The 24587-nt window shown below is 37.8% G+C and carries 23 protein-coding genes; 10 read left to right on the forward strand and 13 right to left on the reverse strand.

Annotated elements, in window-relative coordinates:
* Positions 1–327 precede the first annotated feature (327 nt).
* The 3 genes from I7822_RS08930 to I7822_RS08940 form a co-directional block, all read right to left on the reverse strand.
* Complete coding sequence (locus I7822_RS08930) at positions 328–1065, reverse strand: PepSY domain-containing protein (RefSeq protein WP_207977129.1); 738 nt, start codon at positions 1063–1065, stop codon at positions 328–330.
* A gap of 72 nt (positions 1066–1137) precedes the next feature.
* A complete protein-coding gene (locus I7822_RS08935; protein WP_207977131.1) occupies positions 1138–2487 on the reverse strand; it encodes a sensor histidine kinase in 1350 nt (449 codons plus the stop codon).
* Entirely contained in the window at positions 2484–3185 is a 702-nt protein-coding gene (locus tag I7822_RS08940) for a response regulator transcription factor (protein ID WP_207977133.1), read from the reverse strand. Before I7822_RS08940 ends, I7822_RS08935 begins: the two co-directional genes overlap by 4 nt.
* A 287-nt stretch (positions 3186–3472) precedes the next feature.
* Here I7822_RS08940 and I7822_RS08945 point away from each other — a divergent pair, with 287 nt between their 5' ends.
* Entirely contained in the window at positions 3473–3661 is a 189-nt protein-coding gene (locus I7822_RS08945) for a hypothetical protein (protein ID WP_207977135.1), read from the forward strand.
* 157 nt (positions 3662–3818) lie between these two features.
* On the opposite strand, the gene I7822_RS08950 is transcribed toward I7822_RS08945, so the two are convergent.
* Positions 3819–4952 (reverse strand): toxic anion resistance protein, encoded by a 1134-nt coding sequence (locus tag I7822_RS08950; protein WP_207977137.1) that lies wholly within the window; start codon positions 4950–4952, stop codon positions 3819–3821.
* 19 nt (positions 4953–4971) lie between these two features.
* On the reverse strand, positions 4972–5598 hold the full coding sequence (locus I7822_RS08955) for a 5-bromo-4-chloroindolyl phosphate hydrolysis family protein (RefSeq protein WP_207977139.1): 627 nt from the start codon (positions 5596–5598) through the stop codon (positions 4972–4974).
* 321 nt (positions 5599–5919) lie between these two features.
* On the opposite strand from I7822_RS08955, the gene I7822_RS08960 reads away from it, so the two are divergent.
* A complete protein-coding gene (locus tag I7822_RS08960) occupies positions 5920–7767 on the forward strand; it encodes a YecA family protein (protein WP_207977141.1) in 1848 nt (615 codons plus the stop codon).
* 254 nt (positions 7768–8021) lie between these two features.
* Positions 8022–8147: a hypothetical protein gene (locus tag I7822_RS30190; RefSeq protein ID WP_279381932.1), complete on the forward strand. Its 126-nt coding sequence runs from the start codon at positions 8022–8024 to the stop codon at positions 8145–8147.
* A gap of 19 nt (positions 8148–8166) precedes the next feature.
* On the opposite strand, the gene I7822_RS08965 is transcribed toward I7822_RS30190, so the two are convergent.
* Positions 8167–9039 carry an ATP-grasp fold amidoligase family protein gene (locus tag I7822_RS08965; RefSeq protein WP_207977143.1) on the reverse strand — a complete coding sequence of 291 codons (873 nt, stop codon included), beginning with the start codon at positions 9037–9039 and terminating at the stop codon, positions 8167–8169.
* Between the two features lie 187 nt (positions 9040–9226).
* On the opposite strand from I7822_RS08965, the gene I7822_RS08970 reads away from it, so the two are divergent.
* Positions 9227–9412: a hypothetical protein gene (locus tag I7822_RS08970; protein WP_207977145.1), complete on the forward strand. Its 186-nt coding sequence runs from the start codon at positions 9227–9229 to the stop codon at positions 9410–9412.
* 154 nt (positions 9413–9566) lie between these two features.
* On the opposite strand, the gene I7822_RS08975 is transcribed toward I7822_RS08970, so the two are convergent.
* Together I7822_RS08975 and I7822_RS08980 are read right to left on the reverse strand one after the other, a co-directional pair.
* On the reverse strand, positions 9567–10895 hold the full coding sequence (locus I7822_RS08975) for a S1C family serine protease (protein WP_207977147.1): 1329 nt from the start codon (positions 10893–10895) through the stop codon (positions 9567–9569).
* Positions 10896–11108: 213 nt separating this feature from the next.
* Entirely contained in the window at positions 11109–13484 is a 2376-nt protein-coding gene (locus tag I7822_RS08980; protein WP_443673933.1) for an immune inhibitor A domain-containing protein, read from the reverse strand.
* A 520-nt stretch (positions 13485–14004) separates the two neighbouring features.
* On the opposite strand from I7822_RS08980, the gene I7822_RS08985 reads away from it, so the two are divergent.
* The 3 genes from I7822_RS08985 (at position 14005) to I7822_RS08995 (ending at position 16843) form a co-directional block, all read left to right on the forward strand.
* Positions 14005–14673 carry a response regulator transcription factor gene (locus tag I7822_RS08985; protein ID WP_207977149.1) on the forward strand — a complete coding sequence of 223 codons (669 nt, stop codon included), beginning with the start codon at positions 14005–14007 and terminating at the stop codon, positions 14671–14673.
* A complete protein-coding gene (locus tag I7822_RS08990) occupies positions 14670–16022 on the forward strand; it encodes a HAMP domain-containing sensor histidine kinase (protein WP_207977151.1) in 1353 nt (450 codons plus the stop codon). Before I7822_RS08985 ends, I7822_RS08990 begins: the two co-directional genes overlap by 4 nt.
* Positions 16023–16222: 200 nt before the next feature.
* Entirely contained in the window at positions 16223–16843 is a 621-nt protein-coding gene (locus tag I7822_RS08995; protein ID WP_207977153.1) for an NAD(P)-dependent oxidoreductase, read from the forward strand.
* 154 nt (positions 16844–16997) lie between these two features.
* On the opposite strand, the gene I7822_RS09000 is transcribed toward I7822_RS08995, so the two are convergent.
* From I7822_RS09000 to I7822_RS30195, 3 genes are all read right to left on the reverse strand, one after another.
* Positions 16998–18263: an efflux RND transporter periplasmic adaptor subunit gene (locus I7822_RS09000; RefSeq protein ID WP_207977155.1), complete on the reverse strand. Its 1266-nt coding sequence runs from the start codon at positions 18261–18263 to the stop codon at positions 16998–17000.
* Entirely contained in the window at positions 18263–18937 is a 675-nt protein-coding gene (locus tag I7822_RS09005) for a hypothetical protein (protein ID WP_207977157.1), read from the reverse strand. Before I7822_RS09005 ends, I7822_RS09000 begins: the two co-directional genes overlap by 1 nt.
* A 657-nt stretch (positions 18938–19594) precedes the next feature.
* Positions 19595–19708: a putative holin-like toxin gene (locus tag I7822_RS30195; protein WP_279381934.1), complete on the reverse strand. Its 114-nt coding sequence runs from the start codon at positions 19706–19708 to the stop codon at positions 19595–19597.
* A 119-nt stretch (positions 19709–19827) separates the two neighbouring features.
* Here I7822_RS30195 and I7822_RS09010 point away from each other — a divergent pair, with 119 nt between their 5' ends.
* Genes I7822_RS09010 through I7822_RS09020 form a run of 3 tightly spaced genes read left to right on the forward strand, consistent with a single transcriptional unit; the run spans position 19828 to position 22182 of the window.
* Positions 19828–20763: an ABC transporter ATP-binding protein gene (locus I7822_RS09010; RefSeq protein ID WP_207977159.1), complete on the forward strand. Its 936-nt coding sequence runs from the start codon at positions 19828–19830 to the stop codon at positions 20761–20763.
* Entirely contained in the window at positions 20741–21448 is a 708-nt protein-coding gene (locus tag I7822_RS09015; RefSeq protein ID WP_207977161.1) for an ABC transporter permease, read from the forward strand. The genes I7822_RS09010 and I7822_RS09015 overlap by 23 nt, the downstream gene beginning before the upstream one ends.
* On the forward strand, positions 21448–22182 hold the full coding sequence (locus tag I7822_RS09020; protein WP_207977163.1) for an ABC transporter permease: 735 nt from the start codon (positions 21448–21450) through the stop codon (positions 22180–22182). Before I7822_RS09015 ends, I7822_RS09020 begins: the two co-directional genes overlap by 1 nt.
* 26 nt (positions 22183–22208) lie before the next feature.
* Here I7822_RS09020 and I7822_RS09025 read toward each other — a convergent pair whose 3' ends face one another.
* Both I7822_RS09025 and brnQ read right to left on the reverse strand, forming a co-directional pair.
* On the reverse strand, positions 22209–22796 hold the full coding sequence (locus I7822_RS09025) for an REP-associated tyrosine transposase (RefSeq protein WP_207977165.1): 588 nt from the start codon (positions 22794–22796) through the stop codon (positions 22209–22211).
* 164 nt (positions 22797–22960) lie between these two features.
* Positions 22961–24277 (reverse strand): branched-chain amino acid transport system II carrier protein, encoded by a 1317-nt coding sequence (gene brnQ, locus I7822_RS09030; RefSeq protein WP_443673934.1) that lies wholly within the window; start codon positions 24275–24277, stop codon positions 22961–22963.
* Between the last annotated feature and the right edge of the window lie 310 nt (positions 24278–24587).

Genomic DNA, 24587 nt, shown 5'->3' on the forward strand with positions numbered 1-24587 from the left:
ATTAGAGGAAGGAGAAAGAAAGATTAAAATTTGATGAGAAGCTTTTTAGAATTTCTCATTTTATTGGGGACTCTTATTTTGGGGACAGTCCCTCTTTTTGCAAAAGGGTCTGTCCCCTTACTATCTTAATCCTTGAGTTTATCGTATTTTGTTATGTGTAGGGACAGTCCCCTTCTATTGATTGAGGACTGTCCCTCTTTTTGCGGTGGGGTCTGTCCCCCTTGCTATCTAATCCTTGAGTTTATCGTATTTTGCTATGTATGGGGACAGTCCCCCACTATTAATAGGGGACTGTCCCCAATTAATCGTCCCCAATTAATCAACCATTCACTCCTCCTCATCATCACTTTCGTCCTCATCATGGTCCTCCCAGGAGACTGTTTTGATTTCGCGGGTGTAGGCGTCGATTTGCAGTACGGCCTCTTGGTCTTCATTTACTTCGACTTCGACTAGATAATATGGCGTTTGATTAGGTGGTTCATAAAAGTCGACTTCATCTACTGTACCTTTTACATTTTCTTCAGCTATCGAGATTGCTTCGGTTTCTGTTAGGATACGTGGTGATTCTTTTGTTGAGCTAATAATATCGCCTGAATACGAATCAACTTTTAATGTTATGTTTTCGTTATTTTTACTTACAACTGCTTTATAATAAGTGTTGTTGTTTTCCTTCACGAGATCAATTGATTTTAATTCACCTTGTGAGGAAATAAGTTCTTCGACTTGTTTCTGAGTAAGTTGTTTTGGTGCTGTTTTTTCAGGAGTTTCTTCAGGTTTTTTCTCAGGCTTTTCACCCCTTTTTATAGAATTGACCTCACCACTTTTAGCATCAATCCTAATATGATAGATTCCTGTTTCAAGCTGCATTTCAACGTGATATTCACCTGCAGATTTTGTTGTCTTTAGTATGTCACCAGGGTATTTATCCAGTGCCGCTTTGTTTGCTTCATCTTCTGTAAGCGATTGGGCTGATAATGACGGCGCCCACAATTGGAATCCGACAATGACAATCAGTGCTAAAATGAGAGTAGTGGCGGCGGTCCATATCCATTTTTTATTTTTCATCGTGTCACCTCACCCAACATTTTGTTGGCTTTATTATATCGTTGAAAAATGAGAACTTGCTGAGAAATCAGGTTAATTAATCGGTAAAAATAGAGTCACAGTTGTACCTCTGCCTTCAAGGCTATCCATTTCGATCCGTACATGTAGTGCATCAGCTATTTCCTTTGCTACTGATAGGCCTAAACCTGATCCACCTTGCTTTCGGCTTCTCGCTTTGTCTACCCGATAAAAGCGATCAAACACTTTCTCCAGTTCATTTTTGGGGATTCCGATTCCTCTATCTTCAATCCGAACATAAGCTTCATTGCTTATTTTTCCAATGTAGACATCTATAAACTCGTCACTGTACTTTCTCGCATTGTCTAAAAAGATAAACAATAGCTGTTTTAACTTTTGTACATCTGATGTTGCAAAAACCTCATTATTCGAATGGATTTCGATGTTTCGATGGTAGGCATTTTGAAACACTTTTGCTGATTCGTCCATGAATTCAATTAGGTTGATTTTTTCTAGCTTGATATTCCATTGTTCCTGATGTTTTGCCAGGAGGAGCAATTGCTCAGTCATTTCCCTCATTCTGATTGCTTCTGAATGAATCGCTTCGATCGATTCGTCAAATAAGTCAGGGCGTTCCATTCCTCTTCTTTTTAAAAGATCGGCATAGCTTTCGATAATTGTTAGTGGTGTTTTTAATTCATGTGATGCATTTGATACGAATTGCTCCTGCTTTTCAAAGTTAGTTTGCAGTAGATCAATCATGTGATTGAAGGTTTCTCCCATTTCTACGAGCTCATCCTTGGATTTTCCTTCAAAACTGATTCGCTTAAATTGGCCACTTTTTTGAATTTCCTTCATCGTATCAATCATCGATCTGATTGGACGGGTAATTAAGTTACTAAGAATACTACTTGAGATTAACACCGGTATCATCGCAATAATGGTTACTGCTATTAACACAATGCGTAAAATGCCAAGCATTTCTTCTGTTGCATGAATGCTTTTCGTGATTTGGAGATTGACGATACTTCCATCTGTCCAGATGATTGGGTTTGATGCAAATACATATTTTTTCTGATTGTAAGTGATGATTTCACTTTTTTCTCCTGGATAAAAAATAGGTTTTCGATCCTTTAAAGGGTTTTCTGGATGTGATGTAATGGTCGAGGAATCTTCATTCGTTTCTACTACAATTTGGACCATCCCATCGATCGGCACATAGGCACGAAGAAGATTATTTGGCGCAATTTGATTTACAGCCTTACTTACATCTTTCGCAATTTTTTCAGTCTCCGCTTTTGTCCGATCAAGTTCATTCGTCATGATCAAGTTACTAAAGACAAGGAAAATTGCGACATTCATTAAAATTAACAGGAAAATAAATAACACGGCGGTATATAAATTGATTTTATTTCGAAGCCTCATTTTGGATCCTTTAAGACGTAACCAACGCCTCTTACTGTATGAATAAGTGGTGTCTCAAAGTTGTAATCGATCTTTTTACGAACATAACGAATATACACATCCACAACATTCGTGTCGCCAAAGTAATCATAGCCCCAAACTGCCTCCAGAATTTGATCTCTGTTCAACACTTGCCGCTTATTTTTCAGCATATATAGCAGTAAATCATATTCCTTTGGGGTTAAATCAATTTCATTTTCACCTCTAATGACTTCACGAGTTTTATCATTCAGCTTTAAATCACCAGCAGATAACCATTCGTCATTAATCACAACACTATCTGGAGCGCTAGATCTCATCCTTAAAACTGCGCGAATTCTAGCAAATAATTCTTCTATTTGGAACGGTTTTGTTATATAGTCATTCGCGCCAAGATCAAGGCCAGACACTTTATCCTCAACAGAACCCTTTGCAGTTAATAGAATCACAGGAGTCATCGAGTCATTCGCTCTGATCCGGCGAAGTAGCTCAATACCACTTAACCCTGGAAGCATGACGTCTAGTAAAATTAAATCCCAGTTCCCTGAACGATAGGCTTCAAGAGCTTCAATGCCATCAGAGGCCTTTCCGACTTGGTAGCCTTCGTATTCGAGCTCTAATTCGAGTAGCCTTTGAATTTTTTCTTCGTCTTCTACGATTAGTATCGATTCTTTGGTCATTGGTTTGCCTCCTTTTCATTTGGTGGGGACTGTCCCTCACTGCTTTAAAGCACCAGATTGGGGACTGTCCCCCAATTTATTATACCAGTTCATGGAAGTAAGGTTTCAATTATAAACTCACAGATAAAGAGAGCGCAGTTACTTATGATACTTTGCTGCTCTCCCTAAATCATAGAGATTTCTCTCCAAATGTTTAATTTTATTAATTGCAACTCTAGATCATGTTTAAAGCTTTAATAAAAAGACAAAAATAGTAAGATAAAACCTTATGTTGGGAGGTAATAAGTGTGAATACTAGACATTATGTTATTTTTGCTATTATCCTAATTTTTATTTGTACACTAGGAAGTGCATACGCCTTTAAAGAGGAACCTAAACCAATAGAGATCCATAACCCCCAAAGGAAAATTGAAAGGCAATTATCTACTCCAGACCTGACCTCTTTTAATCAATCAAAAGCTGATGAAAATGAATAGGGACTGTCCCCCTTTTAGTGAGAACAGTCCATAAATTAAAAGTTTAAATAGATGTGGGGACTGTCCCCACATCTATTTATACAAAAAGACCACAGAACCAATGTCTGTGGTTGGGTGAAATTTATTAAGAAACTAAAGGTTAGTACTCCATAGAGGGTCACATCCCCGTCAACTTCTTCTTCAAATCAGTCTCCATCGAAGCTAAGTCCTGTTCTGCCTGAATACGCTTTGCTCTACCTTCCGCTTGAATACGGAGGGTTTCTTCTAGTGTTGATACTAAATGATCCTGCACTTTTTTAAGAGTATCAACATCGACAAGGCCTCGTTCGTTTTCTCTTGCCGTTTCTAGTGTGTTCACCTTTAACATCTCTGCATTCTTTAATAAAAGATCGTTCGTCGTTTTCGAGACTAGCTTTTGCGCCTCAACGGCGTTCTTTTGACGTAGCAATGTGAGAGCAATTGCTACTTGGTTTTTCCAGAGTGGGATAGCTGTTGTGATTGATGACTGGATCTTTTCTACTAATGCTTGGTTGGCACTTTGAATTAAGCGAATTTGTGGTGCGCTTTGCATCGTGATTTGTCTGCTTAGGACTAGGTCATGTGTCCGCTTTTCTAAGCGGTCAGCGAATTGCATGAGGTCATTAACTTCTTGAAAGGCCATTTGGTCTTGGGTTAATTCAGCCTTTTTCTTTAATTCTGGGATTGATTTTGTCTCTAATTCTTCAAGCTTTAGTTCTCCTGCTGCAATATAAACATTTAAAGCGTGAAAATATTCTTTGTTTTTTTCATATAGTTGTTCAAGTACGTTGATGTCACCGAGAAGATCATTTTTTGAGTGTTCTAATTTCACTGTAATCCGATCAATTTGTGCTCCGGTTTTTTGGTATTTTGACAAGACCTCCTGAACTGAGTTTGATATCTTGCCAAACATCTTTGTAATAAGATTGCGTTTTTCGGGCTTTAAGTCATCAGGACTTACTTGTTCTAGCTTTTTCATAAGATCACCGATAATCACGCCAATTTCACCGCTATCCTTCTTTTGTACATGGTCTAGCATTGTATGTGAAAAGTTAAGTAGCTTTGTTTGCGCTTGGCTGCCATATAATGAGATAGCTTGCTGGTTTTTCGGATCAATTTGTTCAGCTAGCTGAATGGCTTTTTGGCGATTTTCTTCAGGTAAGACATCAATTAGCCGATTTGCCTTTGTTGGTGTAGCTTTATCATCGATTACAACCTCATTTTCACCAAATGGGTTAGAAAGTAAATCATCAAGTTCACTATTTTTACTCATATGAACAGACCTCCTAGTGTCATTTTTTGATTGTTTTATTAATAGAAAGCTTGGCAACATCTAATTCAAATTGTAAATGATCAATATCCTTTGCGAGCACATCGTATAAATCCTTCTCCAAGGTCTCTGCAAGTTTAGAGATTGTCCTACGTGTTTCACTTAAAGAAATCGATAACTCGGCATTCTTCTTTGGTTGTGCTGCTAAAAATGCATATTTTTCACTGATTTCGACCATTGAGTCTAAGTGAGAATAATAAAACGGCTCTACTAAGTAAAAACGTTTAGGTTCATTTTTGGTAATCGTATAGATTTTGTTAACGATACGAATAATTTCAATGTTTTGCTTTATAGAAGCAACTGATCGCACATTCAAAAGTGCCTTTCTGAGTCGCCTGATTTTTTTGCTGGCTTCGTTTAAGTTCTTCTTTATATATTGATATTCCTTCCTCGACAGCTGATTCTGTTTCAAAAAGCGGTGTGTTGTCATTCCTTTAATTGATAGGTAAACGACACCACCTCCACCTAATGCATAAGCGCTTGCAAGTAGGAATGGTTGATGAAATGCGAAAAAACTCCCAAGCCAAATTGTCCCTGTTGAAAATGTAGCTACTGATGACCGAAGTAAAAAGTTAACTAATTGTTTCAATCGAATCGACTCCTATTATTAACGTACTATTATTAGTACGTATGATGAAGGAAGAAAGTTTCATTATTTAGAAAAGCGGAAGCGCCTTGCTCAGCCTCGGGCAATAAGACGCAAGTGAATAGATGACGTTCTTTGTCTTCAATTCACTTGTGGCTTATGACCTCGAGGGGCTAGGCGCTGGAGCTAGACACCAAAACTAAGTACAAACTTTTATACTTTCTTACCTTTTAAAGAAAAACTATCTCTTGAATAGTTGGTACTATTCATCTAAAATCACATATGGCTACATATTTATATAATAAAAATTGATAGGTGATAAATATGGCAATAAAACGTAATGATCCTTGTCCTTGTGGCAGTGGAAAAAAATATAAAAAATGCTGTTTAAGTAAAGCAAATGTCATTCAATTTCAAGAAGTTAAAGAAGAACGATTCTTTCAAAATAAACATATGCTTGTTTTAAAGCTTAGAGATTTTATGAATAAAGAGGTACCTTCAAACAAGTATTACCAACTGCAATCAGAATTCAAAAAACGATCACAGCACGCAATTAAAGGAAAATATGAAACAGGATTTTTTGAGTTTTGGTTATTTTTCTTCCATCGTTTTGAAAATGGACTTCGTGGGATTGAATGGTTTACCAAGGAAATTGCCCCACGTCTCTCAGAAGAAGAACGTCAGATGGCTAATACATGGCAGGAGCTAACGCCAAAAATCGTCCAGGCTGTTAATAAGGAAGCCGACATCATTTATTATGAAGATCGGTTTACTAATAAGCAATACCGCGTACCTTTTATTAAAAACGATGATCCTGAGTTTGTCCCGTGGTATGGCACAATTGGACTACTTGAGCCATTTGATCAGTTATTCTATTTTAATGGTGTAAGAGTTTTCGAAGATCCTATGGGTGTAAATCGAGCAGTTAAAAAGGTTGAAGAACTAGCTGAAACCTTTAAACAAAGCCATGAGCAAGTACTATTTGATTACTTTCCAGAGGTAATAGCTGCATTAAAAACAGATGAAGCGATGGAGAACTCTGAAAGTAAAGAGATTAGTGAATACACACTTCAATATCAGGTACTAGATGAAAAAGCTCTTTCTGCTTTAATCGAGAGCAATGAGCAGTTTATGATTGACATATGGGAAAAGAATAAAAAGCTATGCAGTTGGGTTGATAGCTGGTACATGTACACAGATAGTGAAATTTCACGTCCAATTCATATTGCTGAATTACATGGGAAACTTTCTGTAGAAAATAATATCTTACAGTTCATTAGCTTGGATTATGCTCGTGTTGTGGAATTCAAACAACTTATGGAAAGCTTAGTTGCTTCTTCTGCTTTATCGTTTACGAATGAAAAAATTAATTCACTAACGATTCCATTCCAGGCTGAAATAAGAGAATTGGTCGTTTCTTACGATAAGGACATACCTCAATACTTTGCTCTATATGCGCAAAATAACATACAATTTGAATTAGATAAACCAATTGGACTGTTTAACGGTTTAACTATTAGAGAATTGATTGACTCAGGAAGAAAAGATGACGCGGACAACTGGCTAAAACAAATGGAATATAATATGTATCAACAAGTACAGCAACAATTTAAACAAGTCGTAACGACTGCAGACTATAATACGGTTCGTAAAGAGCTCGGACTTGCCCTTTCACCATTTGTTACAAGTGGGGAAAATAGAACATCAACTTTTGAAAAGCTAACAACTCAGAATCCAGAGGGACAACATGTAGTGAAAAAGGAAGACATCCCATACTACGAGCAACTCGGATTCACACCGGATAACGTTAACACCTTCTACTCAGACGACTTTGTTGCCTTCTTTAAAGAAAAGACAGAAGGTAAATCTGAGAATACTATCAGAAAATATAGACTTAGTCTATCTGACTTAAGAATGATTTTGGAACAATATGAACTGTCCGGCTGGGAGAACTGTGATCAAGAATTCTGGACCCGAGTTATGATCATTGACTTTATTGGACTTTATGAGGTCTTGACTAAAACAGCAATAAAGGATTTCATCAGTACAACAAAAGCCCTGGCAAAATGGCTTGATCAACAGAAAAAATCATCCTCTTTAGCAAAGGTTGTTGTGCAGGTGACAAAAGAAACTGAAGATGAAATGATGCGTTCGGTTGAGGTTTACTTTTGATCCATTTTTAAAATTAACATTTTGATTCGTACGGTTACTTCAAGAGAAAATCAACCCTATTGCTTGATATCGATGTATTATTTACTTATAATCTAGGTAAGAATAAAAAAGATCAGGTGCTAAGAACACTGATCATGCAGACTACATGCCGCAAGAGAGCGGCTAACCAAGTATATAGTTTTTAATAAGAAGTAATTACCCATTTACCTTGGTCGGGTTGGGCAAGTTACTTCTTTTTGTTTTGATGTAACATAATGACAATTGTTAAAACACCAATCAAAACTAGATTTGATTTTAGTGCAATAGACATTGCTTCAAATGTTGTCATCATTTCCATTACTAAACTACTACCATTAATAGAACGTGTGTTTCATTATTAATTTATATATCCCTTAAAATCTAATACTTCGACAAATCCAACTTCGACCCAAAAAACAAATCATACTCCCGCGGATCATAGGCAATAAACCCACTACCTGGTGTAAACGTTAGCTCACCAAAATAAATCCTATTAGCTGTTTGATAAAGATCGACACGAACTAAAGGAAAGTCCCGCGAAAGCTCCTTAGCGATCGTCACCATCTCATTTAACATTGTTGGTTTTTGAATTTGTTCTTCTGATTTTGGATAAAGCAAACGAAATGCTAACGGCTCCCACTTTACTGTAAAAAGGTCTCGTTTGTGGCTGTCAAACCTTTCACTGTCCACTTGGATAAATAATGGTTCACCATGGAAACAAAAGAATTTGTAATCCTTAAGATCCACTTCTTCTTCACCAATATATTCTTCCACAATAATCCTTCCTGTTAAAGGTTTATAGTTCGGCTCACCACTAACATCATAAAAATTAGTCCCAAGCCAATCTCCACATTTCTTTTTTAATTCCGCTAAATCAAGCTTGCTTTTATCCAGGATCACTTCATTCCATCCTGAACCATGTGTGGCCTTAATCACAAATTTTTCAGGCAGCTTTTCGAAGTCTATTTCATCTACTGTTGAATAAACATCCAAAAGTGGGATTAAGAACTCTTTTCCAATTGTTTTGTTTATGAACTCTCTAACTTGATATTTATCAACATAACGCGCGAATCTTTCTAAATTCCCATTCAGCTTTAACCATTGAATTTTTTCTGATAACGTTTGAGGATTGTTTAGTGGACATGGATAGCCATGGTAATTATGAAAATAAAATTCGATAAATGATTTCAGTCCGAATTTTCTCAGGTATTCTTGTTTATTGTCTGCATCCCTTACATTGACCGCTTTTTCCAAAGTACGAGCTCACCTCGATTCAAAGAATTTTAACTTGCCCAATCATTTCGATTACAGTAGCACGAAGTTTTCCGCCAATTCACTGATAAAAAAACCATGTGAGTAAAACGAACAACAGCATGGAATATAATATGGAATCAGCCTACTATGATTGATATAACTGTAAATCACAAAGGGGTGTATGGCTTTGAAACAATATGTATTCACATTTGATACGAACGATCATCAACGTGATCTTATCATCAATGCTAGCGGGATTGTCGATGCAGTTAACCAACTCAAATTGATTTTAAATGTGGTAAAAACAGACAGCAACTATCAAACAAAAGGTGTTTATTACAAAGGGGTTATTTTTAACAATCATCTTCTTTAAAAATTTGACTTAAAATCCATTTATCCTTTCTGGATACACGCTTTTTTTCGAAAAATTCACTCGTTCTTAAGAAAAAGGGTTGAACAATTCTTATTCGTTCAACCCCCTCATTAAATGTCAACCAACTAAACTAGCTTGATCGGTCTTATGAATCTCATTCATTGGTTATCTCTTCATCTATTGCCGGAGCATTTTCTTCTGGAGAAGGCTCTATCGTCTCTTCCCCTTCAACATTCGTTTCTTCTTCTATATATGAATCATCAGGTATTTCTTCATAATAAGATTCTTCTTCATAACCAGCATCTTCATATTCACCAGTTTCGTTCCAACTCTCGTCTTCTTCAGCTTCATACAATTCCTCATCATCAACATAAGAATCATAGTCTTCCTCAGCTTCATATAATTCTTCTTCATCAACATAAGAATCATAATCTTCTTCCGTTTCATAAGACTCGTATTCTTCATATTCATACTCATTGCTTTCTTCAAAACTCTCATCCCAGCTACCGTCTTCATATGGAATCTCATAGTACTCAGAATAGTCCTCACTATAATCTCCACCTTCAAAATAGCCATATTCATCTAGGTAGTCTTGGTAGTAGTAGACTCCTTCCTCGTAGTAAAACATAGCGATGATGTCATCGTCTGATAAAGGAGTGCTTATCCATTGATTGATTAGTTCGATGATTTGGTAGATAGGGATACTAAAACCAATGTTTTCTTCACGGATATCCTTTGCAGAATTTACCGCAACGACTTTTCCGGTTAGTTTATTTACTAATGGTCCACCGCTACTCCCAGGTGCAATGGGTGCAGATGTTTGGTAGACACCACTATAATAGAAAGGCTCGATCACAAATGTTCGATCCACACCACTGATATTTCCAAGTGTTGCAGTATTTTCATAGCCTTGTGGACTACCTAACGCAATGACTTCTTCACCAATTTTTGCTGGAGTTAATTCTAGCGCAAGGGGACTCATTTTTGCTAAATCTGGCACACGAATGACCGCAACATCAGTTGTGTTACTATAGCCAATTAACTGACCTGTAAATTCCTTTCCATCCATGCTGCGAACTGTTGGCGTAAGACTCCCTTCTACAACGTGAGCATTTGTTAAGATGTCACCTTTATCATTTATAAGAAATCCTGACCCTTGGCTTAGCTCGGTAAAAATGGTATAAACCTTTGGTTGCGAAGAATTTATAATTTCTGTAACATCTTTTGGTGTTGTAGTTTGTTTTTTTGTTTCGTTGACAGCAACCTTTTCCGGTTCTTCTTTAGTCTGAGTGACTGTTTCACTTTTCACAACCTGACTTTCCGTCTGTTGAGTCGGGATGAAATCATTAAGCTTTACTCCTAGAAAAATGAAAACAAATATACATATGAGTGCCATTAAAATTGTGATCGTGATTAGTAGTTTACTAGCTACACTTTTTCTATGATTTCCACAAACCGGACAATATCTGGTCTTTGTTGACATTTTTGCTCCACAGTTGGGACAGTACACAAAGTAACCCCTCTCCTATTACTTTTGAACTATTTCTATCATATTGTAGAGAGGGCGATTTTACAATAAAAATCCAACTTAGTTGTTTCTACCAAAAATACCATTAGAAAAGGGGGTGAACTCAGGCAATATGGTCCACCCCCCCTAAAAAATATTTTCATATAAAGATATCTTCAAGCTAAGAGCTTATTTAAAAATCATCACCTTCCCAACCGTACCATCTTCACTCTCTCCAACCACACGGAATTTCAATCCTGTATTTGGTACATTTCGTCCAGCATCGACAAGACCTTTGTTACTGTAGTCGGCACCATCATCAAATAACGGATTGCTCTGTGTAAAGTTATCCTTTAATGTTAAGCCATTGATACTTGAGTAATCTAAGAACATTTTACTTGATTTAGCAAGGCTAAAGGCGGCATCATTTAATTGATAACGAGCCGAGGCAACCGTACCGTCACTCCAATAGTTTGTATGCTGATCAGCATCGACAAGACCTAGAAAGCCCTCACCTGGATGAATACCTGTCCAGTTATTATCATAGGAATTGTCTACATACCAAACAACTAAGCCTGGATCAAAGCTCATTAGGCTAGCACCACGGCGAATATGTGCTAAGCCAGCATCCACATCATTATGAGATCTCCATTCTAATAAATAATAGTTTTCGGAAGAGAATGTTCCTTCATCCTTCTTAAAGCCTGCAAATGTAAAGACAGAATCTCCTTCAGCATTATCAGCTACTAGCGTTGTACCATCAGCCTTTATCACAATATTATCAACATAGAAGCCTGGCATCGCCACTGCTACATCTGTCCAATAGTTAAATTTCACTTCAATATTTTTCCCTTTATATGCGGAAAGATCAAAGCTAGCATCGACCCAACCATTAGAATTCCCTGTAATTCCATGCCCTGGATTTTGTTCATATGGATTTTCAGTTGTTGTGATGTTTCCAGAAATAGCCGTCCATTCATTAGAACCTGCCTCTTTTACTTGAACAGATGCATAATCCCAATCTGCCTCAATGTCATACCATGTTTTAAATGTAAGTTCAGCACTTGTTGCACTTGTTAAATCAACAGTTGTAGTCATCGAATGATCCAGCTCATCACCACTACCACTAAAATACTCAAACTGCCCACTAGCTGGCGTGTTTACAATCGTCTTTTTATCAGGAAGATTTACTCTTACTGCATCTTGATTTGTTCCCTTTGTAACAGCTTCATCTAGTAAAATTGTTGTCCCTTCACTTGTTACATCGGCTCCATCTATCGTCGTTCCCGTTAACCAGTTACCACCATGTGCTGCCTGTAGGAATTCTTTTGCATATGGACTAAAACCAGTTGGTTCCGTTCCAGGAATTTTCCCTGCCCAGCTACCCGCTGACATAATTGACCAGTATTCAACAGGCTCACCTGCACCACTATAGATTGTGTCATATTCATCTGGAAGGCCTAAATCATGGCCATATTCATGTGCGAACACACCGGCTGCACCATCTTCAGGTTCAATTGTATAATCCCAAGCACCTAACAAACCACCGAAGCGATCACTATCAGACGTTGCATTTGGAACAGCAACAGGACCCGTACTTAGCTTAGATCGATGGGACCAAATTGCATCACCAGCGAGCTTCCCGCCCCCAGCCTCTTCACCAACACCAGCATGAATTACCATTAAATGGTCAATGATTCCGTCTGGCTCTGCATACACTCCATCTCCATCATAATCATCGCGATCCCATTGATCGTATTCTGTTAAATTTACATTAGGATCTGCTGATGCTTTTTTCAGTGCTTCATAAACTAATTCACGAGGTCGTGCATCATTGCCGTCAGGCGCAGGATCATTTCCTCCATAATAGCTTGCAGGATGTTCGGCCGTATACCAGCCAGCTACCTGTCCTTCAACTGTATAGCTATCACCTGATTGCTTCTCATAGTACTGCTTCATTGAGACAAGGCTTTCTCCATTTGGACCTTCATAGCCATCTTCACCAAAGATCATACTCTCAAAGTGCTCAAGTGGATAATCCCCATAAAACATATCTGTTTCTTCTTTTGTAATTGATCCTTGCTGATAGTCAGAAAAATCAATAGCAAGCACAAGAACTTTATCCTCACGAACAGCTCCTGTGTAATTCTCTTGTTCAACTGAATCAACCTTATTATTCTTTGCTTGTCCAAGCTTGTTTCCATTGCCATTTTTTAAGCTTTGATTAGTGGGCTCATCAGAACCTTCTAGTTTCTCAATTGGCTTTGGCAGCTTATCTTTAGTTGAACCTACCTTATTTTTCCCTTTAAGATACTCCTGCAAGGCCTTTTCAGCTTGTGCTTGAGTTGCTTTTTTAGAAAGCTTCCCTTGCTTTTTAAGCATCTCTATTAATCTCTCATCATTTGCAATACCTAAATCAGTAGTTACACCAAGAGATGGTGCCGTCACTTCTTTCAAAGCTGTTTCAGCAACTACTTTCTGTGCAGGCGACAAGACCCCTAGCGCAAATGTGCTTAGCCCAAGTGCCATTGCCATAGCAGTTTTTATTACTTTCCCCTTCTTCAACCCAATCTCCCCTTTATTAGAAAATCGTTTATGTTTCCTGACTAAATCATTTCGTCCCACGAAATAAATACTCCTTTTCGAAACGAGAAAATGAAGTAAAAGTCCTTATTCATTCTATTAGAATAGTACTTTCGATGAAGAGAATTCGGTCACAAATTGTTGGAATAAGGGGAAATTATTATTTCAGGCTATTTATTCAGGTTGATATTTAGCTATCTTCTTTTAACTATCCCTATAAATCATGCTAAATCACCTATAAAAAACCAAAACTATCATTATTTCCAAAGAATTATTCACAATATTTCTAGTTTATCTCCCCTTTAAATCTTATCTAGACAAATATCGCCATAGATTATTCTACAAAAATTCCGCTAAAGCAACATTTAGTTGAGAATTTTCAGGGAAAAGAATACTTCACGGAATACACAGATACACCAAACCCAAAATTCGACAAATTCCGGGTGGTGACAGGCACCACCCCCCTTCTGTAAGATAGTAACTAGATAGGGAGGGAACAAAAATGAACATCCTATACATAGAAGACGATAAAGAAATCGGGCAATGGGTTCAAAACGACTTAATATCAAAAGGATTCGATGTCACCTGGCTAACCTCTGGTATCAATTTGCCAACAAGCTTTGCTGAATTTAATCTTGTTATTTTAGATGTGATGCTTCCTGGGTTAGATGGGTTTTCACTTGGAAGAAGAATTAAAAAGGGAAATCCTGAGCTCCCAATTATTATGGTTTCGGCAAGGTCATCGCTTGAGGATAAATTAGAAGGACTCGAATTTGCGGATGATTATGTTACAAAGCCGTTTCATCCAGAGGAGCTTGCGAAGCGGGTTGAGATTTTATTGCGAAGGTTTGATCGCAGCTCACCAGCAAAAAAACAGCTAAAGCATTTAGATATCGATCTAGCAAGCAATGTCATTATCAATACAACTACCGGTAAGGAAATCATCTTGACTGGCAAACAGCATCAAATTTTTACATACTTTATGAGACATCTAAATCAAATTTTAACAAAGGAACAGCTCTATGAAGGTGTCTGGGAGGAACCCTATCTTGAAGGTGATAAGACCTTAATGGTTCATATTCGCTTCTTAAGAGAAAAGCTAGAACTAAACCCATCACAGCCAGAAATTATTGAAACAATCCGTGGGATTGGTTATCGGGTGAAGGCATGAAATGGGTGAAATCTTTACAGGTTAAATATTTAATGATCATTTTCATCGCAGTTATGATTATTCCATTTTCAGTTCCAGTTGTTTCATTGCTCGTATTTGTCCCACAAATTGCGATGGATGATCAAAAGGACACCTTCGAAGGCTTTAGCCAGCTAGAAGAATTGTGGCATGAGGAAGCGAAAAAACTAGCTGATCAATCTGATCCAACCATTAGCCGACACCTTCATGAACTACACAAAAAATACCCTGAATCGCAAATGTTCTGGGTCGACCGCTCAGGAAAAACGCGGGAAACATATGGTGACTTAGGTGACCTTCCTGACAAATGGACACCCTCTTACACGATTCAATTTATGAAGCAGCACTATGATGCAGATCCGTTTACTGTTGTCGCATTTCTCGGCGGTGATTCTACCAATGGGTTTATGGTCATCAAAGTCGACCGCACCCTACTAGAGCCACCTATTCAGCGGTTAGATGATCGTTATAGTTATCTTTATATGATCATTGTTATTTTCATCCTATTTTTATTTATTTTCCTATCCTGGCTGTTTTTCAAAGGAATCCATAAACGATTACTGCGTTTAACAAATGCTATGCAGGATAGGAGTGAACTTGGCATCCCTCATACAATTGTCATATCAAAACTCGATGAAATCGGGCAGCTTGAAAAAAGCTTTAATCAGATGATTACCGAATTAGAACAAAGTCGAAAACGGGAACAAGAGGAAGAAACACTTAGAAAGGATCTGATTGCAAATTTATCCCACGATCTCCGCACACCTCTTACAACCATTCGTGCGCAGCTTTCGATTGTGAAGGAAGAGGTAAAGTCAATAAAGGGAAATGAAGCACTTGCATCAGTTGACCAGAAAATAGATTATCTTAGTGCTCTGATTGATAACTTGTTCTCATACACACTTTTATCAGCAGGGAAGTATCCATACCATCCGGTGCAAACAGATCTTAACCGATTGATCCGAAAAATAGCTGCTCAATGGTATCCAGTTTTGGAGCAGCAGCAATTTAAAATAGACATTGACACACATCAAGAACCAATCTATTGGACAATTGATCCTCAGTGGATGGAACGATTAATCGAAAATCTCCTGCAAAATATCATTCGTCATGCAGCTGAAGGAAGGTATGTCGGCATTACCTTAAGCAAACAAGGGAATGGCGGGCAGCTTCTTATTCAGGACAAGGGAAATGGATTTAAGGAAAAAAGTGATAAGCAAGGTGCAGGGATTGGCCTTACAATTGTTGATCTTATGGTGAAAGAAATGGGGTTGACGTGGTCGATTGAGTCGAGTGAGGAAGGTACTGTTGTTAAGATTGTGGGGCCGTAGAATTTAAAGCGCACTATTACTTGAGAGAAGGAGCTAACAGGTTCCGTTACCTATAGCAAAACGTGAATTTGTAGCTGATAGTGTATAGTAAAATTCATATGACATTGGTACCGTTTTTCGATGCTTTTTGATTGTGAAAATAAATACCCCAATAACTTTTATAGTAAAATATTAGTATTTGCAAAAGGAGGCTCATTTTTATGAATATTTTACTTTTAGGTGCAACTGGACGAGTTGGAAGTCAAATAGTTACTTATGCCCTGCATGACAGACATCATGTTACTGTATTAGTTCGTACTCCAGAGAAGATTCAAATAAATAATGAAAATTTAACCATTATTCAAGGGAATGTTTTAAATAAAGATGATATCGTACGTGCAATGCATGGGAGTGATGTAGTTATTAGTGCACTAAATACTGATGGCACAACCACTCTATCAGAAAGTATGCCACTTATTATCGAAGCAATGAAAAACGAAGGTATAAAACGAATAATAACTATAGGAACTGCAGGTATCCTGCAAAGTAGAACCACGCCAAATTCTCTGCGTTATCAATCAAGTGAATCAAAGCGTAAGTCAACCCGCGCAGCGAAAGAACATCATAAAGTTTTCGATATGCTCAAACAATCAACCCTCGAATGGACGATTGTCTGTCCTACGTACTTGCCGGATGGAGAAAGGGTAGGCAAATATCGAATAGACCGAAATTTTTTGCCGGAGGGTGGAGTTGAAATATCCGTACCGGATACAGCAGAATTTACATTTAGACAGATAAAAACAAGCGATTATATAAAATCACGTGTAGGTATCGCCTACTAATAATATTATATCAATAAAAAATGACTATCAAATTAGTTTACAATTTGATAGTCATTTTTGGTTACATTATTAATGTCTGCGATAGGGGACTGAACCCGTAAGTCAATAGCACTTCTCCCTAGTATATCCCCATAATAATCCTGCGAAAGAGCCCTTATTTCTCAATCAACCCAATTAAAAATGCTTCCCACTTATCACGCGTTGAGAACTCTTTAAAAGCATCCTTTTTAATTCTTGTAGGCTTCATTTCGGTAACAAAATGAGCATTATTTTTTGGTACATTTTCTGGAGAAACCATCATGACTTCTTTCACTTCAACACCTTTAGTAACTTCTTTGATTCCATTAAAGCCTAACCCGGTTTGTACCGTTTTTTTTGTGATGAGACCATTTCCATTTAATTGATAGACATAAGGTTTCTTGCCCTCCTGAATCACCTTTTCAGGAACTGTTAAGACACCGATTGCCTCTGCTGTCACAACTGAAACAGTTGCTTTTGCTCCTATGGCGATTGTTTCAGACTGTTCGGTAAGATCCCCTTCAAATTGGTAGTGATTTTCTTTATTGACCTCTGGCTCTTTTGCTGGATAAGGATTGATTTTAGCAAGTGTTCCTTCAAGCTGCTTTTTCTCTCCATTAACATCAGCGGAAAACTTCATGCCCATTTCAGCTTTTTTAAATTGGGATTCTGTAAGCAATCCTTCTACAGAAAGGACATTGGAAACAATGGTGATGACTGGATTTCCAAGCTTTTCATTAACTTCTTTGACAATCCCATCTGATTCACTTACGATCATCGCTGTGCCACTTTGTTCATCGATCGTGTTTAATTGACTATCATACTTTTTCACTTCTTCTTCAAGCTTACTTTTTTCGAGCTCTTGTTTATAGATTTCTTGTTCAATTGCACTAACAATCATCTCGGAAGAAGCATTTTCATCGACTTCAATTTTCAATCCTCCCTCTAAACCCTCCTCTAGTGCAAAAACTTCTTCTACAGCTTCAGTTGGAGCTGGGATGCTAGCTTGATAATCTAGTAATGTGCTAATGTAATCGTCAATACCAGATATTTCTCCCTCAGCCTGTAGCTTTTCAGCTTCAAGTGTTTCCCTCAGCTTATCGAGTTCAGGAGTGATATACTCAAATAATGGTGTTCCTGCCGTTACGACATCACCTTCTTTAACAAGGAAACGTTGAAATTCTTTATCTATTTCATGAAAGTATATTTTATATTCTTCTTGAGGCATCATAACGCCCTCTGTATCAAATGTTTCGACAACATCGTCTTTCGTAACACGTGTCCAATCTTCAACGTAAACAGTATGCTGAACCTTGCTATCCTTTTTTGCAATTAAATACCCGTTTAAGGCAATAAACCCTAATGAAACAACCGTTAACGAAATGATAATCCACTTTTTCATCACAGCACCCTCCTCACGATAACGGGTACTTCTACATACGCCATCAATGCTGTTAACATCCAGATAATCAGATAAAATAAAACAATGACAGTGAGCGTTCCAAATTTATTTCTATCAGAAAGATTTTTTAAGTAATAGAAAAGAACTGAGATTGCTAGAAAGTGAAATAGAGTAATTGATCCGAAAAAATGCTGCCAAAACTCATTTTTGAACAAATACTGGCTAATGACGCCAAATGAAAAGGGATTACTTACTTGATTCAAATCAAATAACACAAGAATTGGAACTGTAATAGCCTGTTCGAATAAGTGAATTGTAAACACAAACATCTGAACAATCACTGCTTTTAGGTAAGAAATATCAAGCATGATCCAGAAAAAAAGTGCAGCCAACCAAATAAAAAGAGTGGTATACAAAACGCTTGAAGCAAGTTTCCCACCGAACACTAACAGTTTACCTGCTTCAAACTCCGCTTTGTTTTGTTCCGTAATGGTCCCTGAGTATGTCTCGGCTCCAATTCCAAAATATGTACTTACCGCAATACTAATTAACGCTACTAGATAAAGTAATAACAATTTAGGAATGACACCTGTCATTGTTTCTGCTCTTTGTAATTGATAAAGACTGGTTCCTGGTTGGAAAAGTCCTTTCAGTATTTTCATTTCGTATGTCATTACCGTTCCCCTTTGTAGATATATTCCGTTGGTATTTTCATTCTAGCATTTTGCGTGCCTGTCACTACCCGAAATTTGTCGATAATTGAAAATATTTTGATTAAGTTTTGACAACTGGTTATTGGTCGAAATACGCATGGTATTAAAGCTCCACTGCCCTCCTTGTATACCCAACAAAAGTATCGTATGTCACTGTGTCGAAATACTCACCCCGGCGTAACTAGATGAAATCTGTCTGACTAATTAGGAATGTAAAAAAGAAGTAACAGTCTAACCTCGTTTGAAGCTAAGAGTTACTTCTCTTTTCATCTAGAATAACTTTATCAATATCTTCCCGAAAGAAGTAAGCCAACGTAGTATAGTACCTCTGTTGTTAAAACTTCGTCCCGACTGTAATGTCTTCTTAATCAAGCTTAACCTCTTCTCGTTTCGCTAAGACAAATCCTAATGTTTAATTGTGCCTTGCAAAGCCACAATCCCTCCGCTCCCTCTTGATAATTATGTATGAATTACTTATAATTTAGTTAAGATAAAAAAGATCAGGTGAAGGATCCACCTGATCAGAACTTCGCAACTACATGCCGCAAATGAGCGGCAGCCTGGTTTATTGTAATTTAAAAAGAAGTAACTACCTAAACTTGGCGAGAGGTTAGGCGGTTACTTCTTTTTTCTATTGGTGACTACTGCAATTATAGCAACAAAAGCTGCTAAAGATGTTGCTAGAAATATACCGAATTGAAATAATATATTCAATACTTCATACGTCACCATTTACCACCTCACGAATATCTCCAATTACCAAATCCCTCCCAATTTTTAAACAAAATTTAAACAAAACAACAACTCAATTTTAACTCTATCCCTCTAAGCTATAGATGAGGTGAAAAATAATGAATGAAATGATGATAAAAACAACAGATTTAACAAGAAAGTTCAAAGGAAGTACAGTCGTAGATCATATTAATCTTTCAATTAAAAAGGGAGAAATATACGGATTCCTTGGACCAAATGGAGCAGGTAAAACAACAACAATTCGAATGTTGCTTGGGTTAATGAAGCCTACAAGCGGAAAAATTGAATTGTTCGGTGAAGATGTGAAGCATGATCATCTGAAGGCACTTAAGAAAATTGGATCATTGGTAGAGTCCCCTTCATATTATGGACATTTAACTGCAAGAGAAAATTTAGAAGCATTACGAAAAATCTTACAAGTACACAAAAGTAGAATCGATGAAGTGCTTTCGATCGTTCGGTTAACAAAAGATGCAGACCGGGCTGTTAAGGGCTATTCACTTGGTATGAAGCAGCGCCTCGGAATCGCTGCAGCTATATTAGGTAGACCAGAGCTATTAATTTTAGATGAACCAACTAATGGGCTTGATCCTTCTGGTATTCATGAAATTCGTGATCTTATCAAGAGGATGCCCCAGCAATACGGAATTACGATCTTGATTTCTAGTCACCTATTAAGCGAAATTGATCAAATGGCCACCCAGGTTGGCATCATTTCAAAAGGACAAATGATCTATCAAGATTCAATCGAGATGCTACGTAATAAAGCAATGGCACAGATTATGATAAAAGTGAAGGACGCGAAAAAAGCAAAGGCACTGCTTTTAGCTAAAGGCTTTTTAGTTGAGGTTGAAAATGAGTATGTCATCTGTGAGGATATGGCTGATGAAAAGGTCGCAACGATTATTACGATTTTAGTCAATGGCGGTCTTGCTATCTACCGAGTGGAAGAAAAACGGAAATCGCTTGAGGATATCTTCCTCGACTTAACAAGTGAAGGAGGAGCCCAACATGCTGGCGGTTCTGCAAGCTGATTTACTAAAAATTAAACGGAAGTGGTTTTGGTTCCTTGTTTTTCTCGGACCCTTTGGCGTGATTGCGCTGCAAATGGTGAACTATGGTGTCCGGTACGAATATTTAGTAGAAGGTAGAGAGGATCTCTGGCAGGACCTCATTCAAAATGTAAATATGTTTGTAGCCCCTGCCCTGTTACTTGGCATCACGATTCTAGCCTCACAAATTGCAACAATCGAGCATCAACAAAGCTCATGGAAGCAACTCCTAAGCTTACCTGTTAAAAGACGTGTTGTTTTTTCTTCAAAGTTTATCGTCACATTTATGATGCTCTTACTCTCATGTGTTCTATTATTCATCGGAACTTGTCTTTTAGGGATAGGGCTAGGATTTGCAGAATCACCCATTCCATTTGTAGCCATCTTAAAAAATAGCTTTTATCCACTATTGGCAGGTCTGCCTTTATTAGCGATTCATATCTGGCTGTCAATTATCCTAGATAATCAAGCCATTCCGCTAACGGTTGGAATTTTCGGTGCAGTTGTGACGTTATTCGCCTATTATGCACCAGATTGGGTTATCTGGAAATGGCCATTGCTTTATGGGGACCAGGAGCCTATTTGGTATGTAACCGTCGGAATAATCGTTGGGGTCATCATCCTGTTAATCGGTATGATCGACTTCCAAAAAAGGGATGTGAAATAATGTTTTGGCACCTTGTACAATCTGAAATCTTAAAAATGAGAAAAACAAATATTTGGCTGCTGCTATTTGTTAGCCCCTTACTTGCCTTTGCAGTTGGTTTAGCAACAACAGAGACAACGGAAGGAACTATCAATGAATGGACTACAACTTTACTCATAATGACACCTGTTCATACAATCCTTTTCTTACCGTTAATAATCGGTGTTTTTACAAGTTTTATTTGCCGATATGAACACAAAGACGGAGGCTGGAAACAGCTCTTAAGTTTACCTGTCAAAAGAACTCAAGTATATATATCTAAATTCTCACTTGTGATGTCATTAATCGCCTTAAATCAAATTCTTTTTATGGTCTGCTGGATATCGGTAGGACTTATAAAAGGATTCACAGATCCCTTCCCTACTCTCGTTATGTTCAAAAGCTTAGTCGGTGGCTGGATCGCAACACTGCCACTTGCAGCACTTATGCTTTTAGTATCAATGGCATGGTCAAGCTTTGCCGCACCACTTGCGTTGAACGTCGTCTTTACATTACCAAACATATTAGTCGCGAACTCTGAAAACTATGCTCCTTACTACCCTTGGGTTCAGCCGTTTTTAACAATGATTCCAAAAGGAGATGGTCCTTGGGGTGGATTCTTCGTTTCATTCGAATCGATTATTTTTGCGATTATTGGCGGGTTCGTGATTTTCTTTGCAGGTGGGCTGGTTTATATTCGGAGAAAAGCTGTATAATGTTGTAGAGGCTTAATCCATTCATTTCAAGGGTTAAGCTCTTTTTCGACATATTTCGGGTGGTGACAGGCACCGCCTACATACTCACAATACTTCCTCACTCTTTCATCAACCTCCCCCTCAAATTCATCCAATAAAATCGAAGGGTTAAAATATGGCTGGTCTATCTTCCCCTTTCCCATAAAGTACAGATAACTTCCCCATCGATAATCCTCTGGCTTTTCTACTATGTTAGCTTTTACAGGATTCAAATGAATGTATCGACTTACCTCCAACATTCCACTTGTAGAAAGAATCACCTTATCGAAAAATCTTTTCTCAAATACATGTCCTGAAAGATTGTATCGGGTATTAAAATAGTTTGCGTATCTTTTGTTGATAAGGGCCATTATCTTGGATATGGATTGTTCTGTTGATCTGAGTTGTAGATGAAAGTGGTTCGTCATTAAACAATAAGAGGCAAGTTCAAAAGGGTATTTTTCGTGGATCTTTCTGAGGATATATAAAAAGGTAAGGAAATCGCCATTTTCTATAAATAAAGGGTCACGACGGTTTCCACGGCAAACAATGTGGTAAAAGTGATGGGGTATCCAAACTCGCTTCTTTCTTCCCACTCTTTTACCACACTTGCCCTTTTATACTATTTTTCATTGTAGCCATTTTTCTCTCCTAACCAAGAACGAATGTTCCTGTTTTTGGTTTAGAATATAGCATGCAATGATAAAAGTCAAATACCTTTGTTCGACAAATTCCGAGTGGTGACAGGCACCAATAAAACTCAAATACCTTCGTTCGACAATTTCCGGGTGGTGACAGGCACCACAAAACCAACCACTCCCCCAACAACCGCCGGCAGCACCCAACCAACTCCTACATCATACAGAGGAACTACTCCTAAAAGAGAATCGAGTGAATTACCCAAAAAGGTGTAATTAACAGTCTCTACTAAACTAAACACCCCTGTAAACAATGTTGCAAATAAATAAACATGGTTTGGTATATAGTTGTTTATCAAACCGAGAGTAATCAAAACAACCGCAACAGGATAAATCGCTCCTAAAATTGGAACTGAAACAGACAGGATTTGTGTGAGACCCATATTTGCGACAATCATACTGACAATCGCTAGCACAACAGCCCAGCCTTTATAACTAAGGAAGGACAAGGTTGCTGAGAAGTATTGGCTACATGAAATAATTAACCCAATACACACGCAAAGACACGCAAGCGTGAATAACAATCCGAGCATCAAAATACCAGTCTGTCCAAATAACTCATTCATGACAATCGTTAATACCTGCGCACCATTTTCAGGCTGCCCAACCGATGCACTTGAAGCACCAAGATAGCTTAAAATTCCATAAATCGATGCCAGCAAAATCCCTGCACCAATTCCCGCGAAGCTCATATATTTCGAGAGCTGCTTCGGATCTTGCACACCCTTTGCCCGAATCGTATTCGCAACAACAATGCCAAACACAAGAGCTGCCAATGCATCCATTGTTAAATACCCATCTAAAAACCCTTGAAAGAATGGAGTTTCATTATATGTCTCTGAAGGGGAAGAAAAAGCCCCAATCGGTGTGATCATACTTTTCGTAAAGATCACGACAATCATCAGTAACAGCAATGGTGTTAACAATTTCCCAAAACGATCAACTAGCTTTGATGGGTTTAGACTAAGCCATAGCGTAATGGCAAAGAAAACAACCGTGTACCCCAGTAGCATGATAGGCTTGTCCATCAAAGTCTGTGGTAAAAATGGCTTTAAGCCCATCTCAAACGCTATCGTTCCAGCACGCGGAATCGCAAGACCAGGTCCGATCGAAACGTAAATTAATAAAGGAAAGATAAGCGCAAATAATGGATGAACACGTGTTGCTAGCTGATGAAAGCTACCAGCCTTCGCAACTGTGATAACACCAAGAATCGGCAGCCCAACAGCCGTAATAATAAAGCCAGCTAATGATAGCCAAACCTCTACCCCAGCTGATCTTCCTAAAAAGGCAGGAAAGATCAAATTCCCTGCACCAAAAAACATCGAAAATAGCATAAAACTAATAAAGATTAGTTCAGTTTTCTTAAACATATTAATAATTCTCCTTACTTATAATAGGCTGAATTATAACAAGTTCATCATGTAAAAGCCATTGAATATGGAATAGATCCATTATTAAAATTATTGCGTTTTTTCAGACTTAAATTCAATCCACCAACCTTCAAAATAAGACAAGAAACGATTAACCCCTAGGAAATAAGACCCTTTTTTTGTATAATATTTTATTATAGTAACCATTAGAAAGTGAATTAAAACGAGATTTCAAAAGTCATCTAAACAGGAGTGAAAGGAAGTCATCAAGCCAATGCTTCTTATCATTTATCATTGAAAACTAAGAAGAATGCCA

The organism is Metabacillus bambusae (assembly GCF_017497975.1).
Taxonomy (GTDB): Bacteria; Bacillota; Bacilli; order Bacillales; family Bacillaceae; genus Metabacillus; species Metabacillus bambusae.

What these genes read in the sequence shown, in the direction of transcription:
- I7822_RS08975 (WP_207977147.1), bottom strand. Translation starts at nt 10,895, where the DNA reads ATGTCAACAAAGACCAGATATTGTCCGGTTTGTGGAAATCATAGAAAA.
- I7822_RS08985 (WP_207977149.1), top strand. Translation starts at nt 14,005, where the DNA reads ATGAACATCCTATACATAGAAGACGATAAAGAAATCGGGCAATGGGTT.
- I7822_RS08990 (WP_207977151.1), top strand. Translation starts at nt 14,670, where the DNA reads ATGAAATGGGTGAAATCTTTACAGGTTAAATATTTAATGATCATTTTC.
- I7822_RS08950 (WP_207977137.1), bottom strand. Translation starts at nt 4,952, where the DNA reads ATGAGTAAAAATAGTGAACTTGATGATTTACTTTCTAACCCATTTGGT.
- I7822_RS09020 (WP_207977163.1), top strand. Translation starts at nt 21,448, where the DNA reads ATGTTTTGGCACCTTGTACAATCTGAAATCTTAAAAATGAGAAAAACA.
- I7822_RS09005 (WP_207977157.1), bottom strand. Translation starts at nt 18,937, where the DNA reads ATGACATACGAAATGAAAATACTGAAAGGACTTTTCCAACCAGGAACC.
- I7822_RS08960 (WP_207977141.1), top strand. Translation starts at nt 5,920, where the DNA reads ATGGCAATAAAACGTAATGATCCTTGTCCTTGTGGCAGTGGAAAAAAA.
- I7822_RS08940 (WP_207977133.1), bottom strand. Translation starts at nt 3,185, where the DNA reads ATGACCAAAGAATCGATACTAATCGTAGAAGACGAAGAAAAAATTCAA.
- I7822_RS09000 (WP_207977155.1), bottom strand. Translation starts at nt 18,263, where the DNA reads ATGAAAAAGTGGATTATCATTTCGTTAACGGTTGTTTCATTAGGGTTT.
- I7822_RS09010 (WP_207977159.1), top strand. Translation starts at nt 19,828, where the DNA reads ATGAATGAAATGATGATAAAAACAACAGATTTAACAAGAAAGTTCAAA.
- I7822_RS08935 (WP_207977131.1), bottom strand. Translation starts at nt 2,487, where the DNA reads ATGAGGCTTCGAAATAAAATCAATTTATATACCGCCGTGTTATTTATT.
- I7822_RS09015 (WP_207977161.1), top strand. Translation starts at nt 20,741, where the DNA reads ATGCTGGCGGTTCTGCAAGCTGATTTACTAAAAATTAAACGGAAGTGG.
- I7822_RS08930 (WP_207977129.1), bottom strand. Translation starts at nt 1,065, where the DNA reads ATGAAAAATAAAAAATGGATATGGACCGCCGCCACTACTCTCATTTTA.
- I7822_RS30190 (WP_279381932.1), top strand. Translation starts at nt 8,022, where the DNA reads ATGACAATTGTTAAAACACCAATCAAAACTAGATTTGATTTTAGTGCA.
- I7822_RS08995 (WP_207977153.1), top strand. Translation starts at nt 16,223, where the DNA reads ATGAATATTTTACTTTTAGGTGCAACTGGACGAGTTGGAAGTCAAATA.
- I7822_RS30195 (WP_279381934.1), bottom strand. Translation starts at nt 19,708, where the DNA reads ATGGTGACGTATGAAGTATTGAATATATTATTTCAATTCGGTATATTT.